This window comes from Arthrobacter sp. NA-172 (genome assembly GCF_043952055.1).
Lineage (GTDB): Bacteria > Actinomycetota > Actinomycetes > Actinomycetales > Micrococcaceae > Arthrobacter.
Genome location: NZ_JBINOT010000001.1, coordinates 727,537 through 743,234, shown reverse-complemented (window position 1 = coordinate 743,234; position 15,698 = coordinate 727,537). Strand labels below are relative to the sequence as shown.

At 62.6% G+C, this 15,698-nt stretch carries 13 protein-coding genes, 1 tRNA gene and 3 pseudogenes; 12 read left to right on the top strand and 5 right to left on the bottom strand.

Features of this window, described 5'->3' with window-relative positions:
* Nucleotides 1-141: 141 nt before the first annotated feature.
* The 6 genes and pseudogenes from ACF0H6_RS03760 to ACF0H6_RS03735 all read left to right on the top strand — a co-directional run bounded on the left by ACF0H6_RS03760 (nt 142) and on the right by ACF0H6_RS03735 (nt 4,799).
* Entirely contained in the window at nt 142-564 is a 423-nt protein-coding gene (locus ACF0H6_RS03760) for a DUF3052 domain-containing protein (RefSeq protein ID WP_395248512.1), read from the top strand.
* 11 nt (nt 565-575) lie between these two features.
* Nucleotides 576-1,058 (top strand): annotated as a pseudogene (locus ACF0H6_RS03755) (peroxiredoxin); the annotation flags it as partial.
* 12 nt (nt 1,059-1,070) lie between these two features.
* Nucleotides 1,071-2,026 (top strand): annotated as a pseudogene (locus ACF0H6_RS03750) (NAD-dependent protein deacetylase).
* Between the two features lie 56 nt (nt 2,027-2,082).
* A tRNA-Val gene (locus tag ACF0H6_RS03745) sits at nt 2,083-2,158 on the top strand.
* Between the two features lie 320 nt (nt 2,159-2,478).
* Nucleotides 2,479-3,276 (top strand): IclR family transcriptional regulator, encoded by a 798-nt coding sequence (locus ACF0H6_RS03740; RefSeq protein ID WP_395248511.1) that lies wholly within the window; start codon nt 2,479-2,481, stop codon nt 3,274-3,276.
* Between the two features lie 167 nt (nt 3,277-3,443).
* Complete coding sequence (locus tag ACF0H6_RS03735; RefSeq protein WP_395248510.1) at nt 3,444-4,799, top strand: MFS transporter; 1,356 nt, start codon at nt 3,444-3,446, stop codon at nt 4,797-4,799.
* Nucleotides 4,800-5,086: 287 nt separating this feature from the next.
* Here ACF0H6_RS03735 and ACF0H6_RS03730 read toward each other — a convergent pair whose 3' ends face one another.
* Nucleotides 5,087-6,154 carry a D-2-hydroxyacid dehydrogenase gene (locus ACF0H6_RS03730; RefSeq protein WP_395248509.1) on the bottom strand — a complete coding sequence of 356 codons (1,068 nt, stop codon included), beginning with the start codon at nt 6,152-6,154 and terminating at the stop codon, nt 5,087-5,089.
* A gap of 71 nt (nt 6,155-6,225) precedes the next feature.
* Here ACF0H6_RS03730 and ACF0H6_RS03725 point away from each other — a divergent pair, with 71 nt between their 5' ends.
* Genes ACF0H6_RS03725 through ACF0H6_RS03715 form a run of 3 tightly spaced genes read left to right on the top strand, consistent with a single transcriptional unit; the run spans nt 6,226 to nt 8,990 of the window.
* Nucleotides 6,226-7,137: an NAD(P)-dependent oxidoreductase gene (locus ACF0H6_RS03725; RefSeq protein WP_395248508.1), complete on the top strand. Its 912-nt coding sequence runs from the start codon at nt 6,226-6,228 to the stop codon at nt 7,135-7,137.
* A gap of 9 nt (nt 7,138-7,146) precedes the next feature.
* Nucleotides 7,147-7,917: an SDR family oxidoreductase gene (locus tag ACF0H6_RS03720; protein WP_395248507.1), complete on the top strand. Its 771-nt coding sequence runs from the start codon at nt 7,147-7,149 to the stop codon at nt 7,915-7,917.
* Nucleotides 7,917-8,990 (top strand): L-idonate 5-dehydrogenase, encoded by a 1,074-nt coding sequence (locus ACF0H6_RS03715; RefSeq protein ID WP_395248506.1) that lies wholly within the window; start codon nt 7,917-7,919, stop codon nt 8,988-8,990. Before ACF0H6_RS03720 ends, ACF0H6_RS03715 begins: the two co-directional genes overlap by 1 nt.
* A 42-nt stretch (nt 8,991-9,032) precedes the next feature.
* On the opposite strand, the gene ACF0H6_RS03710 is transcribed toward ACF0H6_RS03715, so the two are convergent.
* Nucleotides 9,033-9,761 (bottom strand): FadR/GntR family transcriptional regulator, encoded by a 729-nt coding sequence (locus tag ACF0H6_RS03710; protein WP_395248505.1) that lies wholly within the window; start codon nt 9,759-9,761, stop codon nt 9,033-9,035.
* Nucleotides 9,762-9,994: 233 nt separating this feature from the next.
* Between ACF0H6_RS03710 and gndA the strand changes: the two are divergent.
* Nucleotides 9,995-11,433: pseudogene (gene gndA, locus ACF0H6_RS03705) on the top strand (NADP-dependent phosphogluconate dehydrogenase).
* A gap of 128 nt (nt 11,434-11,561) precedes the next feature.
* Nucleotides 11,562-12,395 carry an oxidoreductase gene (locus tag ACF0H6_RS03700; RefSeq protein ID WP_395248504.1) on the top strand — a complete coding sequence of 278 codons (834 nt, stop codon included), beginning with the start codon at nt 11,562-11,564 and terminating at the stop codon, nt 12,393-12,395.
* Here the strand turns inward: ACF0H6_RS03700 and epsC are convergent.
* The 3 genes from epsC to msrA all read right to left on the bottom strand — a co-directional run bounded on the left by epsC (nt 12,392) and on the right by msrA (nt 14,562).
* Nucleotides 12,392-12,976, bottom strand: coding sequence for a serine O-acetyltransferase EpsC (gene epsC, locus ACF0H6_RS03695; protein WP_395248503.1), 585 nt, complete (start codon nt 12,974-12,976; stop codon nt 12,392-12,394). The genes ACF0H6_RS03700 and epsC overlap by 4 nt on opposite strands.
* A 50-nt stretch (nt 12,977-13,026) precedes the next feature.
* Nucleotides 13,027-13,962 (bottom strand): cysteine synthase A, encoded by a 936-nt coding sequence (gene cysK / locus ACF0H6_RS03690; protein ID WP_395248502.1) that lies wholly within the window; start codon nt 13,960-13,962, stop codon nt 13,027-13,029.
* Between the two features lie 75 nt (nt 13,963-14,037).
* Entirely contained in the window at nt 14,038-14,562 is a 525-nt protein-coding gene (gene msrA, locus ACF0H6_RS03685) for a peptide-methionine (S)-S-oxide reductase MsrA (RefSeq protein ID WP_395248501.1), read from the bottom strand.
* A gap of 145 nt (nt 14,563-14,707) precedes the next feature.
* Between msrA and ACF0H6_RS03680 the strand changes: the two genes are divergently transcribed.
* Nucleotides 14,708-15,619 (top strand): Nif3-like dinuclear metal center hexameric protein, encoded by a 912-nt coding sequence (locus ACF0H6_RS03680; RefSeq protein WP_395248500.1) that lies wholly within the window; start codon nt 14,708-14,710, stop codon nt 15,617-15,619.
* Nucleotides 15,620-15,698 lie beyond the last annotated feature (79 nt).

Sequence of the window (15,698 nt, the reverse complement as noted above, 5' to 3'; positions counted from 1 at the left end):
ATGGCCGCCAAGCGCTGGTGCTTTCGCCTTCGCAAACGCGGCTGGTGCGCGGAATATGCTGGAACGCGGGACAATAGCTTGAAGCCCACGCCCAAAGGGTGTTGGCTTGTAGTAATCGAAATCACTTCAAGAGGAGGAAACGTGAGCGAGGCCGACGCCGCCACATCGGTAAATGTGGCGGAAAGATTGGGTTTCAAAGATGGGGATCTGATTCAGGAACTCGGTTACGACGATGACGTCGATTTCGATTTGCGTGATGGCATTGAGGAATTCACGGGTTCCGAACTGCTCGCCGAAGACGATCATGAAGTAGTGGACGCCGTCATTTTCTGGTGGCGCGATGGCGACGGAGACCTTGTCGACGCACTCGTTGATTCACTGACGACACTGGGTGAAGGAGGCGTGGTCTGGGTTCTGACCCCTAAGTCGGGACGCGACAACTACGTTTCTCCCGCGGAAATCCAGGATGCCGCTCCCACCGCCGGCCTGCATTGCACTACCTCCGCCGGTGTCTCCAAGGACTGGAGCGCTACGAGGTTGGTTGCACGCAAGAAGAACAAGTGACACACACCAAGGTGGACCCTGCCGGGTTGCATCCCGGTGTTCCCGTCGTGGGCCAGGAAGCCCCGGATTTTGTGCTGGTCAACCAATATGGTGAGCCGGTTCGCTTGTCGGGGCTCCGCGGCCGCAACGTGGTTGTGGTCTTCTATCCCTTCGCCTTTTCCGGAATTTGCACTGGAGAACTCTGCGAGATCCGGGACAACCTGGGCATCTTCGAACACGCCAATGCCACGGTCCTCGGGGTATCGGTGGACAGCAAGTTTGCTTTGCGTGCGTACGCGGACAAGGAAGGCTACGACTTCGATCTCTTGGCCGATTTCTGGCCTCACGGTGCAGTTGCTGAGAAGTATGGCGTGTTTGATTCCTCCACTGGCATGTCCTTGCGCGGCACTTTCATCATCGATGAGGCCGGGATTATCCGCTATGTGGTGGTCAATCCGCGGGGCCAGGCACGCGAGCTAGCGGAATATCGCGAGGCATTGTCCGGGCTTGGCCAGGCTTCAGGGCTCATGAGCACCACACGGCCCGGCGTCGGAATGACCGGCTTCGCCATTCTGCCGCCGGCGTCCACGGTTGACTTGGATGCCGACGAGTTGGTGGTCCTCCGCCAAGCCGCCGGGATTCTCGGAGGCAAGCGGCTCGCTGTTCTGACGGGCGCCGGCCTGAGTACAGACTCCGGCATCCCCGACTACAGGGGTCCAGGTTCCGCACCGCGCAATCCCATGACTTCCAGGAGTTCGTCGGTAGCTCTGCCAACCGGCGTCGTTACTGGGCGAGGAACCATCTCGGTTGGTCGCATCTCCGGCACGCGGACCCCAACGCCGGGCATGCCGCCGTCGCGCTCCTCGAGCGGCGGGGCCTGATCACGGGACTCATCACCCAGAACGTTGATCGGCTGCATGAGGACGCCGGAAGTGTGAATGTGGTGGACCTGCATGGCCGCTACGATCGCGTGATCTGCCTTGACCAGGGCCACGTCTTCACCCGGCGCCTCGTGGCGTCCATCCTGGAGGAAATCAATCCAGGATTCCTGGAGGCCGCCCAAGCGTCCGGGGCGGTGGAAATGGCGCCCGACGCCGATGCCTCCGTGGAGGATCCTGAACTAATCCGGTCGTTCGTTGTCGCCGTGTGCCCGGTCTGCGGTGGAACGCTCAAGCCTGACTTTGTGTATTTCGGCGAAAATGTGCCCAAGGAACGGGTGCAGCGCGCCTATTCCATGGTGGACGAGGCGGGTGCGCTGCTGGTAGCGGGTTCTTCTTTGACGGTGATGAGCGGGCTCAGGTTCGTACGTCATGCAGCCAAACTCGGCAAAGCGGTGGTGATCATCAACCGAGGTCCCACCCGGGGAGACGAGTTTGCAAGCCTCAAAGTGGAGGCCGGAGTCAGCGGAGCCCTTGCCTGGCTGGCCACCGAACTTCCCGATCTGCTGCCTCCAGACGAGCCGATTGGTGTTCCGGGCAATTGATCCGGTAGAGTACATGTTCGTTGGTTGAAGCGCTGAGAGCGTTGAAATCAGTGTTTGGGTCTTTAGCTCAGCTGGTAGAGCGCCACGTTTACACCGTGGATGTCATCGGTTCGATCCCGGTAGGACCCACCAAATAAAACCCCGTCGTTCCATGACAAGAGTCTGGATCGGCGGGTTTTTTGTTGTATCCGGGCCAAGTGCCACAGGGATTGGAAAAGCTCTCCACCGCGACTATTGGGGGATGCCGCGGTGGAGAGCTCAAAGATGAATATACAGAGAATTTCTGGATATGGAAAGGAAGCCACTCTCCGTCCGGCGCGTCCCATCCGAGCCCGAAGCCACTATGATGGTAGTTGTTCAGTGGAATGAACAAGCGCGAACTCCGCTGCCTCCGGGCAGCGTTCCTGCCCGGCACGCGCCCACTTTCAGACGCACGATTGCGAAGGAGAATCATGGCCGATTCCCGCACCTCCCGCTCTTCCGAAGGGCTGGGGAGCTCCTCGCCGGCTCCGGCCGTTACCCGCGCAGCAGCGGTACTTGACGCCCTGGCCGAGGCCCCCTCGGGCCGGCTGACGCTAAGTGATCTTTCAAGGGAGCTCGGAATTCCGAAATCCTCCACCTCGAACCTGCTGCTTGCCCTTGAGGAAGCACGCCTCATTACCCGCGAAGGCGCCGACTTTTCGCTGGGCCGGAAACTGGTTGAGCTTGGCGCCGCGTACCTCAGCCGGCTCGACGAAGTCCAGGAGTTCTACAAGTTCTGCGAACAGGCGCCGACGCTTTCGGGCGAAACCGTACGAATCGCGATGATCGACGGCGATCATGTGATCTACCTGGCGCGCTACGAAGGGCACCCCGCAGTCCGGCTCACCTCCAACATTGGCGACAAAATGCCGCTGTCCCTGAGCGCGGTCGGGAAGGTGCTTCTCGCTCAGCTTCATGACCACGACATCGAGGCGATGTTCCCCGACGACGTGGAACTTCCTGTCATGACTCCCAAATCCCTCCGCAGCGCAGCCGAGCTGAAGTCCCAAGTGGCTGCAATCCGCAAGCAGGGCTATGCCCTGGAGGACGAGGAATCCACCCTTGGCGTGGTGTGCCTTGCCGTGGCGGTTCCTACTCACGGGGCGCACGGACCCAGCCTCGGCCTCTCGGTCACCGCCCTGAAGGCTACCTACTCGGAAGAGCAGGCTGCCCTCATGGTGAAGGAGCTGAAGGAACTGGCCCACTCGCTGGGCAATCCCATGGGTTAGTCGACCTGAGAGTGCCCGAAGTCACAATTCCGGCGTCAGTAAATAAATCCGATTACAACCCTTGAAAGCTGTTCAAGCTGCTGTACTCTGTTCACTATAGTGATTCACGCCATGGTGGCTGACGCTATCTCGCCAGGCCAACGGGGGTCTGGAGTGTTCTTGAGGGAGTGCTTGTGACAACTCGTACTAAGACAAAGCTTGCTGATATGGACGGCGCGGTAGTTGAGCCGGGACAGCTGCGAAGGGCAACTCTTGCCAGCTCCGTAGGATCCGCTCTGGAGTACTACGACTTCTACATTTACGGTCTGGCTTCGGCCCTGATCTTCGGACCGCTGTTCTTCAAGCCCTTGGGCGAAAGCGGCGCATTGATCGCATCGTTCGCAACCTACGGCGTTGGCTTCCTGGCCCGGCCGTTTGGGGGCGTGTTCTTCGGCTTTATCGGGGACCGTTATGGCCGCAAGGTGGTTCTGCTATTGACCATCGGCATGATGGGTCTGGCCAGCTTCGCCATCGGTTTGTTGCCGACATTCGACCAAGCGGGCATGCTCGGCGCTATCCTGCTGGTCATCCTCCGCATCGTCCAGGGCCTCGGCGCCGGGGCGGAGCAGGCAGGCGCCACCACGCTGATCTCGGAAGTGGCACCGCCCCGCCGTCGTGGTTTCTTCGCCTCCTTGCCGTTCGTCGGCATTCAGCTGGGCACGCTTCTCGGAGCCGGAACCTTCACGCTTATCGGGATGGCCAACAAGAGCGTCCTGGAAGGTTGGCTCTGGCGCGTACCGTTCCTCGCCAGCTTCGTCCTGATCGTTGTGGCACTGTTCATCCGTCTCAGGCTGAAGGAAACCCCGGTGTTCCAGGAGCTGGAGAAGCACAAGAATGTGGTTAAGAACCCGATCAGTGAGATCTGGAAGCACTCCAAGAAGAACGTGCTCATCGGAATTGGCCTCCGCATGGGCGAGAACGGCAACTCCTCGATCTACTCGGCGCTGCTCATCTCCTTCATGTCCGTCAAGGAAGGCGTCTTCCCGGGCGACAAGTTCATCGGCCCGGTCGGCCTCTTGATCGCGGCAGGGTTCGCTGCCGTCATGGTGGTTGCCTTCGGCGCGTTGTCTGACCGAATTGGTCGAGTGAAGGTTTACCGTTACGGCGCCCTGTTCCAGGCAATCTTCGCTATTCCCGCGTTCTACCTGGTGACTCTTGGCAACGTCACCCTGGTCTGGGCTGTCATGGTGGTGGGCATCGCCCTCGGTGTGCAGTCGATGCTTGGCCCGCAGTGCCCGTTGCTGCCAGAGCTTTTCGGATCCCAGTACCGTTTCACGGGCGTCGCCCTGAGCCGCGAACTCTCTGCTGTCCTTGCCGGTGGGTTGGTCCCCGTGTTCGGTGCCATCTTGCTTGCCGCGACGGGTAACTCCTGGGTGGTCCTCGCGGTGTACTCGCTCGTCCTGGCCCTGATTTCCTTCGTGACCACGTTCTTTACGCCGGAGACGGCAGGCCGTGACCTCAACCTGTTCGAAGACGCCAAGTAGAGCCAAGTAGGCAATTCCCCGTACTCCAACGTACGCAAGCAGCGGCGGCCCTCTCCGGATCAGGAGGGGGCCGCCGCTTTGCAATGGGTCCCGCGCCTTCCTGACCTTCTTTGGCGCACCTTGGTCCCGAAATGACGCGGCTCGCCGTGTCGCAAGCGCTTTCAGAGTTCAAAGAAGGTCACGACGGCGCGGGCGAACCGCCCCCGCGCCGCAAAAGCGCTTCACAGCAAAGCGGCCCCTCCGGAAACCCGGAGGGGCCGCCAGGATGGCGCCGGGAACTTGGCGGTTTAGTAGAAGTGAACCGTATCCACGAGGTGGGGGAGTTCCCCGCCGTCGAGGAAGGTGCGCAGGTTGCTGATGAAGCGCTCAGCGATGAGGCGGTTCTCCGCGGCGCTGAGCGCCGACGTGTGCGGGGACACCATCACCTTCGGGTGGTTCCACAGCGGGCTGTCCTGGGGGAGCGGCTCGACGGCGAACACGTCCAGGCAGGCGTATGAGACCTGCCCGTTGTCCAGGGCTTCGAGGAGCGCATCCTCGTCCACGACGGTTCCGCGGCCAACATTGACAAACACCGTGCCCGGCTTCATTGCCGTGAAGACTTCACGGTTGAAGAGCTTCTCGGTGTAAGGGGTGCCCGGGAGGGTGTTGACGACGGCGTCTGCGTCGGCCAGCAGTGCTGCGAGGCCCGAGTTGTCGGCCACTTCGTCGATTCCGTCAATCTGTTCGACGTTCCGCTTGGTTCCGCTGACCTTCATGCCCAGTGCGCGGGCGATGCGAGCGGTTTCTAGCCCGATTTCGCCAAGGCCCGTGATGACCAGCGTGGAACCGTTCACAAGTTTGGTGGGGGTGCGCAGCTCGGGCCAGACCTTGGCTGCCTGGTCCTGCGCGAGTTCAGCGCTCCGCTTGAAACCGTTGAGGATGCCGAGGGCCGCAAATTCCGCCAGCGGAAGGGCGTGCACGCCTGCGGAGGTGGTGACCTTGAACTTCTGCAACGTCTCGCTGTCGAGGCCGGACGCCTTGACGGCGCCACCGGCACCCGCGGCCATGGCATGGATCCACTGCAGGTGCGGGTTGCTTTCGGCGATGCGCGCGAGGCCGGCCGGATTCTCGTTGGGGAAACCGTAGAGGACCTGCGCCTTGTTCAGCATGGACCAATAGCGTTCCTCTTGTTCGGGGGTCCGCTTGAAGTCCGGATCGCCGGAATGATCGGCCGGGAAACGCTCCGGCGGGAGCAGATCGGGTTCGTAGAGCACCGTAATGCGTGGATCTACTGCTCGGATACGCTCCACATGCTCAACTTCGAGCGGGACTGCGATCGCGATGGTGAGTTCATCAGTCGTCATAGTGTTCATCATACTGAATTGCGGCTAGGATATTGAACAGTTTTTGAAAGATTAACCACAAAGAAGTGAGGAGCAAGCGAAAGATGACCGCCAAGACTGCAGGTTTTGTAGGACTCGGATTCATGGGCTTCCCCATGGCAGCCAATCTACTCGCCAACGGCTGGGAGGTCACTGCATGGAACCGTTCCGCTGGTGCCCTGACTGAGCTTGAGGAACTTGGCGGAAAGCGGTCGGAGTCGGTCGCCGCACTCAGGGACCAGCCAGTCGTCATCTTTATGCTCCCGGATCTCTCCTACATCCAGGATGCCGCAGCTCCGCTCCTCGAATCGTGGCGTGCGGTCCCGCCCGTAGAGGGAACCACCGTCGTCGTCATGAGCAGCGTGTCTCCCACCGCCGTGCAGGAATTCGGCCGGACGGTCCATAGCGTAAGCAGCGGGAACGCCGTCGTCGTCGACGCTCCGGTCAGCGGTGGCACCAAAGGTGCCCAAGACGGCACGCTGGCCATCATGGCCGGTGCCAGCGATGAAGACTTCCAGCGAGTGCTGCCAGTTCTGCAAGCCATGGGAACCACCGTCAGGCGCATGGGTGCGCTCGGTTCCGGTTCACTGGCAAAAGCCTGTAACCAGCTGATCGTCGGGACCACGACGGCGGCGCTCGCCGAAGCCGCCGAACTTGCCGAGCGCTCGGGCATGGACGCCGCTGCTTTGTTCGACGTACTCGCCGGCGGACTTGCCGGAAGCCGTGTCCTGGAGATCGTTGGCCCTCGTCTGGCGGCCAAGGACTACGCGCCCACTGGCCCCGCGAAGTTCATGCACAAGGATCTCAAATTCGTGCTCGAAAGCGCCCAAGCGGCCGGTGCTGCCGTTCCGATGGCAGCTGCGGGCGTCGAACTCTACCGGGAGTTGATCGATCAAGGCCTGGGGGATCAGGACCTTGCCGTCGTCCGCCAGGCCATCGCCAATCTCAGCGACTTGTACGCGACTACCACCAAGTAAGGAACAACCATGAGTGGAATCTTTGATCTCACCGGGCGCGTAGCGCTCGTGACAGGCTCCAGCAGGGGCATCGGCAACGCGCTGGCCCGCGGATTGGCCGACGCAGGAGCCACGGTGGTTCTCAACGGCATCAACACCGAACGGCTCAAGGCTGCCGAAGCGGCCATGGCGGCGGATTTCGGTCCCGGCCGCATCCACAGCTGCGCGTTCGATGTCACGAGCGACTCCGAAGCTGCCCGCGGCGTGGCCTGGGTCGAGGAGAACGTCGGCCCGCTGGACATCCTGGTCAACAATGCCGGTATTCAGCACCGGGTCCCCATGCTGGACCTCGATGTGAAGGACTGGGAACGGGTCATCACCACCGACCTGACGAGCGCCTTCTTAGTAGGCCGGGAAGCTGCCCGGCACATGATCCCGCGAGGCCGCGGCAAGATCATCAACATCTGCTCCGTGCAGACGGATCTCGCCCGCCCCACGATCGCCCCTTACGTGGCTGCCAAGGGCGGCCTGCGCAACCTCACCCGCGCCATGACCGCTGAGTGGGCGGCTTCGGGCCTGCAGATCAACGGCATCGCCCCGGGTTACATTCACACTGAAATGACCCAGAACCTCGTTGACGATCCCGACTTCAACTCCTGGATCCTGGGCCGCACACCCGCGCATCGGTGGGGCACGGTGGCCGATCTTGCCGGTCCGGCGGTGTGGCTCGCCTCGGAGGCATCCAACTTCGTCAACGGCCAGACGATCTTCGTCGACGGCGGAATGACGGTGGTTGTCTGATGAGCGACTTCCAGCAAGCTGGCTTTCAGCTTCCGGCCTCTGCGCCTGCAGTCGTGGCCCACGCCGCCGGCGATCTTCGCATCGAGGACATAGCCCTGGTTCTCCCCGCCGCTGACCAGGCCGTCGTCGAGATTGCCTACGGTGGCATCTGTGGCTCGGACCTGCACTATTGGCTCCACGGCGCAGCGGGCGAATCAATCCTCAAGGCTCCGATGGTGCTCGGTCACGAAATCGTGGGCACCGTTGTCCAGCAAGCCGCCGACTGCAGCGGCCCCGCAGCCGGGACCGCCGTCGCCGTCCACCCGGCGAGCCCCGCTCCGGGGGCCGCCAAATATCCGGAGGACCGGCCCAACCTTTCCCCGGGCTGCACGTATCTCGGGAGCGCGGCCCGGTACCCCCACACGGACGGCGCTTTCAGCCGGTATGCCACCCTGCCGTCCCGCATGCTCCGGCCCCTTCCTGCCACGTTGGACCTGCGAACGGCAGCGCTCGTGGAACCTGCCAGCGTTGCGTGGCACGCGGTCGCCCGCGCCGGAGACGTCGCCGGCAAGACCGCACTGGTGATAGGAAGCGGGCCGATCGGCGCCCTCGCCGTCGCGGTCCTCAAACGTGCCGGGGCAACCCGGATTGTGGCCGTCGACATGCACGACAAACCCCTCGAGATCGCCCGCGCCGTCGGTGCGGATGAGGTACTCAAGGGCGATCAGGCCGAGGAAATCGCCGCAGTAGAGGCCGACGTCGTCATCGAATCCTCAGGCAGCCACCACGGACTGGCATCGGCCATCAAGGGCGCCGTGCGCGGCGGCAAGGTGGTCATGGTCGGGTTGCTGCCCTCGGGCCCGCAGCCGGTCTTTATCTCGCTGGCCATCACCCGCGAACTCGAACTGCTCGGCTCATTCCGTTTCAACGACGAGATCGATAGCGTCATTGCTGCGCTCGCGGACGGTTCGCTCTACGTGGACCCGGTGGTGACGCACGAATTCACGGTGGACCGAGGTCTGGAGGCCTTTGAAATGGCCAGGAACTCGGCCGAATCCGGGAAAGTCCTCCTGAACTTCCAGCCTGTGGCATAGCCGCTCTGGCGAGCCGTTGAGAGCGGTACTGGCGGTCAGCCGTCAGTGCCGCTCGACGGGAACAAAGACCCGCGGCTGGCCTTCCCAACTGGCCGACAAGTCCGCGATGGTCTCTCGCATGATGTTGGATGCGGCCTCGCGGGCTTTGTCGGCGTCGCCGGCGCTGATGCCCTCAGCCACGTCAAGGTGCCACTGCAAGGCCGCTTCTTTCGGGTGTTCGGGCATGAGCCCGTGGACCGTCCGGCCGGTGAGGGTTTCCGTGACCTGACCGATCAGGTTCGCGAACATTTCATTGCCGGAACCTGAAAGCACCAGCGCGTGAAAGCGGATGTCGAGGTCCAGGAAGGTGGGCATGTCGCCCGCGCGGCCTGCCTCGCGCATGGCCAGGGAGATTTCCAGCAGTTCGCTGCGCAGGGATTCGGGGGCGTTTTCCGCTGCGAGCTCTGCCGCTGCGGGCTCGACGGCGGAGCGGAGTTCGGCGAGGGAGCGCAACTGCGCGCCACGGCCCTCTCCGGCCAGCCGCCAACGGATGACCAGCGGATCGAAAGGGTTCCAGCGGTGCGCGGGGAGGACCCGGATGCCAACGCGCTTGATGGTTTCCACCAGTCCCAGAGACTGCAGCACCCTGACGGCTTCCCGCACCACGGACCGTGACACTTTGAGCTCCTCCTCAAGGTGTTCGGCCAGCATGACGTGGCCGGTGGGGAGCTTACCGCCGACGATCCGGGTACCAAGATGCTCGACAGCGCGGAAGTGCAGACTGGTTGACATAGTCGTAAGCATAGTGGCGATGAGCGTACCGGCATCGGTAGCCGGCGCACCCGGCAACTCCCCGCGGCGGGAGCTCGCAACATAGACTCTTTGTGACGCGGACGTTTCCGAAACGGGGGGTCCAACTTTCCCAGACGTGGTTCGAATACGTATGGTTTATTGCAGCTACTGCGTTAGAAAGCGTTTCCTCGCTCCTCGCAGGACTCATTGCACAAGAACGAATTGGAGTTTTGATGTCAGCACACATCGGTGTCACCGGCCTCGCGGTGATGGGCGCCAATCTGGCCCGCAACCTGGCCCGCAACGGCTTCACCGTCGCCCTCCACAATCGCTCCGTCGAAAAGACCGACGCCCTGCTGGCCAAGCACGGCACGGACGGCGACTTCATCCGCACGGAAACCCTCAAGGAACTCGTTGACTCCCTTGAGAAGCCCCGCCGCGTCCTGATCATGGTGAAGGCCGGCAAGCCGGTCGACGCCGTCATCGACCAGCTCGTTCCCCTGCTGGAGCCCGGTGACATCGTGATCGACGCCGGCAACTCGCACTACGAGGACACCCGCCGTCGCGAATCCGCCCTGGCGGAAAAGGACCTGCACTTCGTAGGCGTCGGCGTTTCCGGCGGCGAAGAGGGTGCCCTCAACGGCCCCTCCATCATGCCGGGTGGTTCCAAGGAGTCCTACGACGCTTTGGGCCCGCTGCTCGAAAAGATCTCCGCCAAGGTTGACGGTAAGCCATGCTGCGCATGGATCGGAACTGACGGTGCCGGACACTTCGTCAAGATGGTCCACAACGGCATCGAATATGCCGATATGCAGGTCATCGGTGAAGCGTTCGATCTCCTCCGCTCCGGCGCGGGCATCGAGCCGGCCGAGCAGTCCAAGATCTTCGCCGAATGGAACAAGGGAGAACTCGCTTCCTTCCTCATCGAAATCTCCGCCGAGGTTCCATGGGCCACGTTGACGCCAAGACGGGCAAGCCGTTCGTTGATGTCGTCGTTGACGCAGCTGGCCAGAAGGGCACGGGCCGCTGGACGGTCATCTCCGCGCTCGAGCTGGGCTCCCCGGTTTCGGGCATCGCGGAATCCGTCTTCGCACGTGCACTGTCTTCCCAGGCAGAACAGCGCAAGATCGGCCAGGAGCTCCTCGCCGGCGAGGAAATCGCCGTCGAGATCCCCGAGAACTTCGTTGAAGATGTCCGCCAGGCGCTCTACGCCTCCAAGCTGGTTTCTTACGCTCAGGGCCTGGACATGCTGACTTCTGCCGCCAAGGAATACGGCTGGGACCTCAAGCTCGATGAAATCGCTTCGCTGTGGCGCGGCGGTTGCATCATCCGCGCCGAGCTTCTCAAGGAAATCACCAACGCCTACGCTGCTGAAGAGAAGCCGGCCAACCTGCTGTTCGCTCCGGCGTTCACCAAGGCGATTGCCGGGGCACTTCCGGCATGGCGACGCGTGGTGGCGACGGCTGTCCAGCTGGGCATCCCGGTTCCCGTGTTCTCCTCCTCGCTGGCCTACTACGACGGACTTCGCCGCAAGCGCTTGGCTGCAGCCGTCATCCAGGGACAGCGCGACCTCTTCGGTGCACACACCTACGGCCGCGTTGACTCCGAAGGTACCTTCCACACCCTCTGGGGCGCAGACAAGTCGGAGATCTCGGCAGTCGACACCCACTAAGGATTGGGGCCCTGCTGCCCTACTATGCTCCTGACAAGGGCCGGTGCTTCCCCGATAGTGTGGGAGGCGCCGGCTTTTGCCGTATGCGGGTCCGGCAGGAATCCATTCGGCCACACAAGGAGCAGTCCATGCCGCAACGCGTCGCATTTGTCACAGGTGCGTCAACCGGAATCGGTTTCGAAGCCGCTATCAGACTCAGCAAGGCCGGGTTCATGGTGTACGCCGGGGCACGGAGGGTGGAGAAGATGGAGCCCCTCAAAGTCCATGGAATCACGGTGTTGTCCCTTGATGTCACCGCGGAAGACTCGATGAAGGCTGCGGTGGACCTTGTCCTGGCCGAGCAGGGGCGGATCGACGTTCTGGTCAACAACGCCGGATACGGCTCCTATGGCTCCTTGGAAGAGGTGCCGTTGGACGAGGGGCGGCGCCAATTCGAAGTCAACGTCTTCGGCCTGGCCCGCATGTCCCAGCTCGTCATTCCAGTGATGCGCGCCGCCGCTTCCGGCAGAATCGTCAACGTCTCCTCCATTGGAGGCAAGATGTATGAACCCCTGGGCGCCTGGTACCACGCAACAAAGTTCGCCGTCGAGGGCCTCAGCGACTCGCTGCGGCTCGAGCTGAAGCCGCATGGCATCGATGTCTCCATCATTGAGCCCGCCGGTACTGATACCGAATGGGGAACCATCGCGGGGGAGAGCCTGCTGACGGTCTCAGGCCATGGGCCCTACCGCGAGCAGGCCGGCGTGGTCGCGGCCGCTTTGGCATCGACGTCGGGGACCGCATTGTCGACCCACCCGCGCATCGTGGCGGACGCGATTGTCCACGCTGCCAGGGCGCGAAGGCCCAGGACCCGCTACCCGGTGGGCAAGGGTGCCTGGACAATTCTGGCGTTGCGGCGGGTGCTTCCGGACAGGGCATTCGACACCGTCTTTTGGAACGCCTACAAACGCTTTGCCGGCTAGATTCGGTACTCGATGTAGTACTCGGCGGGGTCGACTGCCGGTTTGGTTTCGCTCTTGGCGTCGCGGTGGCGCCAGGTTGCAGGAACGCCGGTAATGATCGATTCGGGCGGTGCATCCTTGACCACCACGGCATTGGCACCTACGGCACTGTCCGCGCCGATGGTGATGGGGCCAAGGACCTTCGCGCCGGCCCCGATGGTGACCCGGTCTCCGATGGTGGGGTGGCGCTTCACTTTGGCCAGCGAGCGGCCACCCAGCGTCACTCCGTGGTAGATCATGACGTCTTCGCCGATCTCGGCGGTCTCGCCGATCACCACGCCCATGCCGTGGTCAATGAAGAACCTGCGGCCGATCGTCGCGCCGGGGTGGATCTCGATTCCGGTCAGGAACCGGGCAAGCTGCGAGATGAGCCGTGCCGGGAAGCGGAGATCGGGGTTCTGCCACAGTTTGTGCGTCACGCGGTGTGCCCAGATGGCGTGCAGACCGGAGTACGCAAAAAAGTTCTCAAAGGAGCCTCGGGCCGCCGGGTCATGTGACCGGGCGGCCTCGAGGTCCTCCATAAGTCTTGCGAAAAAGCTCACAAAGACCTTTCTACAGGAAATGAAAGAAAGCGGTTGCGCGGAGTCCGCAATCAGCCGCGGATATCGTCAAAAAGCACGGTGGAGATGTAACGTTCGCCGAAGTCGGGAACGATTGCCACGATCAGCTTGCCCTTGTTTTCCGGACGCTTTGCCACTTCCAGGGCGCCCCACACGGCCGCACCGGCGGAGATTCCGCCGAGGATGCCCTCCTGGGTGCCGAGGGCCCGCGCCGTGGCCACGGAGTCCTCAAGGGTGGCGTCGAGAACCTCGTCGTAGACGTTGGTGTCTAGGATTTCCGGAATGAAGTTCGCGCCAAGGCCCTGGATCTTGTGCGGGCCGGGGGCGCCGCCGTTCAGGATGGCGGAGTCCTTGGGCTCGACGGCCACGATCTGGATTCCAGGCTTGCGTTCCTTCAGGACCTGCCCGACGCCGGTAATGGTGCCACCGGTGCCGACGCCGCCAACGAAGATGTCCACTCCGCCGTCGGTGTCTGCCCAGATTTCCTCGGCCGTGGTGGCGCGGTGGATCGCGGGGTTTGCTTCGTTGGCGAACTGCTGGGCCCAGACGGAATTCTCCGTGTTGGCCACGATCTCCTGGGCCTTTTCGACCGCGCCGCGCATGCCTTCAGAACCTGGAGTCAGGACAATTTCGGCACCGTAGGCGCGCAGCATGACGCGGCGCTCGGTGGACATGGTTTCCGGCATAGTCAGGATGACCTTGTAGCCGCGCGCTGCGCCGACCAGGGCCAAGGCGATCCCGGTGTTGCCGGAGGTTCCCTCGACGATGGTGCCGCCCGGCTTCAATGCACCGGACTTCTCGGCGGCGTCGATGATGGCCACACCGATACGGTCCTTGACGCTGTTTGCGGGGTTGTAGAACTCCAGCTTGACGGCAACCGTGGCTTCCAAGCCTTCGGTGATCCGGTTCAGGCGGACCAAGGGGGTTCCGCCGATTAGCTGGGTGACGTCGTCGTAGATCCGTGCCATGTATTCATGCCCTTTTCTCTGGATTCGCTGAATAGCTACTGCTGAGGTCAGCCTAACGAGCAGTGCTTCACGCTGCTACGCGCGGAGCCACGAGGAGTAATATTTCCGGGCCTTGGCGAGTTTGGGGTTGATGATGACCTGGCAATAGCCCTGCTCGGGGAACTTGGCGTAGTAGTTCTGGTGGATGTCTTCGGCTTCATAGAAGTCCGGCAGCCTGCTCACCTCGGTCACAATCGGCCTGGACCACAGTTCCTGGTTACGGAGGATCGCCTCTTCAAAGAGAATCTTCTCTTCCGTGGTGGTGTAGAACATCGAGGAGCGGTACTGGGTTCCGACGTCGTAGCCCTGGCGGTTGAGCGTGGTGGGATCGTGCAGGGCAAAGAACATGTCCAGGATGACCTCTGCCGGGATGACGTCCTCATCGAAAGTCACCGCGACAACCTCCGCGTGGCCCGTCATTCCGGAGCACACATCGTAGTAGTCGGGGTTGCGGATGTGCCCGCCCGTGTATCCGGAAACCACCGAACTGACGCCCTTGGTTTTCTGGTAGACAGCATCAAGGCACCAGAAGCAGCCTCCGCCAAGTACAAAAGTTTTCATGATCTCTTCAATGGCCGGGAGTCCTGAATGATTCCCGCACAACCTTACGGGGCTGTGACGGCGCAGCCCTTGCCAACCGCAGGAATCTCAAAAGCGTGGATGCCACAAGCGCGTCATAGCCGCCGAATGCGCAAGAATGTAATGCATGGAAGCTGTGAACACCGCGGTTGCAGATGCAGGATCCGGAGAAGAACCGGAAGACGATGCAACCGGGACGCCAGGTACTCCCACGCTCGGCCAGGTCTTGTTGGCAGTTGAGGAGCTCTGGCCGGAGTCCCTCGCAGAGGACTGGGACGAGGTCGGCCTGGTAGTCGGGCGGCCCAACGCCACCGTCACCAAGGTCATGTTTGCCGTGGATCCCACCCTTGCGGCTATCGAGGAAGCCATCGAATGGGGGGCTGAGCTCCTCGTCACCCACCATCCTTTGCTCCTCAAAGGCGTGAACTCCGTGGCGGCAACAAGTGCCAAAGGCCTCGCCGTCCATCGGCTCATCGAGTCGGGCACCGGGCTCCTGACTGTGCACACCAACGGGGATTCCGCCGTCGGGGGAGTTTCCGACGTCCTCGCCGACGCCTTCGGACTGGACAACGTTGTACCGCTGGCGCCGGCGCTGCATGGTTTGCCGGAAGAGGGCATCGGCCGGGTGGGGGACCTTCCGGAACTCATGACCCTGGGCGATTTCGCGGCGCGCGTTTTCGAAATCCTGCCGTCGGTAGCCGGCGGTGTCCGCGTGGCCGGGGATAAGGACGGGCTGGTGCGTCGCGTTGCCGTTTGCGGCGGAGCGGGGGACAGCCTCTTTGACGCCGTCCGGGCAAGCCAAGCGGACATTTACGTCACCGCGGACCTGCGCCACCACCCGGCGTCGGAAGCCCGCGAAGCGGCCGTCGACGGCAGGCCGTACCTCATTGACGTATCGCACTTCGCGAGCGAATGGCTATGGCTGCCTGCCGCGGCCGAGGCCCTCGGCAACGTGCTTGCGGACCAAGGCCACGACGTCGAGATCCAGGTCGCTTCAACGAATAGCGATCCCTGGGACTTCATTCTGACTCCCGGCTAAGCCTGGTTCGCGAGGTCCGTCACAGGGCCCACTCCGGCGAGGGACCCACACCGAGCGCAGCGAGGTTTGGGAGCCGGTG

What these genes read in the sequence shown, in the direction of transcription:
- ACF0H6_RS03730 (WP_395248509.1), bottom strand. Translation starts at nt 6,154, where the DNA reads ATGATGAACACTATGACGACTGATGAACTCACCATCGCGATCGCAGTC.
- ACF0H6_RS03720 (WP_395248507.1), top strand. Translation starts at nt 7,147, where the DNA reads ATGAGTGGAATCTTTGATCTCACCGGGCGCGTAGCGCTCGTGACAGGC.
- ACF0H6_RS03715 (WP_395248506.1), top strand. Translation starts at nt 7,917, where the DNA reads ATGAGCGACTTCCAGCAAGCTGGCTTTCAGCTTCCGGCCTCTGCGCCT.
- msrA (WP_395248501.1), bottom strand. Translation starts at nt 14,562, where the DNA reads ATGAAAACTTTTGTACTTGGCGGAGGCTGCTTCTGGTGCCTTGATGCT.
- ACF0H6_RS03680 (WP_395248500.1), top strand. Translation starts at nt 14,708, where the DNA reads ATGGAAGCTGTGAACACCGCGGTTGCAGATGCAGGATCCGGAGAAGAA.
- ACF0H6_RS03710 (WP_395248505.1), bottom strand. Translation starts at nt 9,761, where the DNA reads ATGTCAACCAGTCTGCACTTCCGCGCTGTCGAGCATCTTGGTACCCGG.
- ACF0H6_RS03725 (WP_395248508.1), top strand. Translation starts at nt 6,226, where the DNA reads ATGACCGCCAAGACTGCAGGTTTTGTAGGACTCGGATTCATGGGCTTC.
- cysK (WP_395248502.1), bottom strand. Translation starts at nt 13,962, where the DNA reads ATGGCACGGATCTACGACGACGTCACCCAGCTAATCGGCGGAACCCCC.
- ACF0H6_RS03740 (WP_395248511.1), top strand. Translation starts at nt 2,479, where the DNA reads ATGGCCGATTCCCGCACCTCCCGCTCTTCCGAAGGGCTGGGGAGCTCC.
- ACF0H6_RS03700 (WP_395248504.1), top strand. Translation starts at nt 11,562, where the DNA reads ATGCCGCAACGCGTCGCATTTGTCACAGGTGCGTCAACCGGAATCGGT.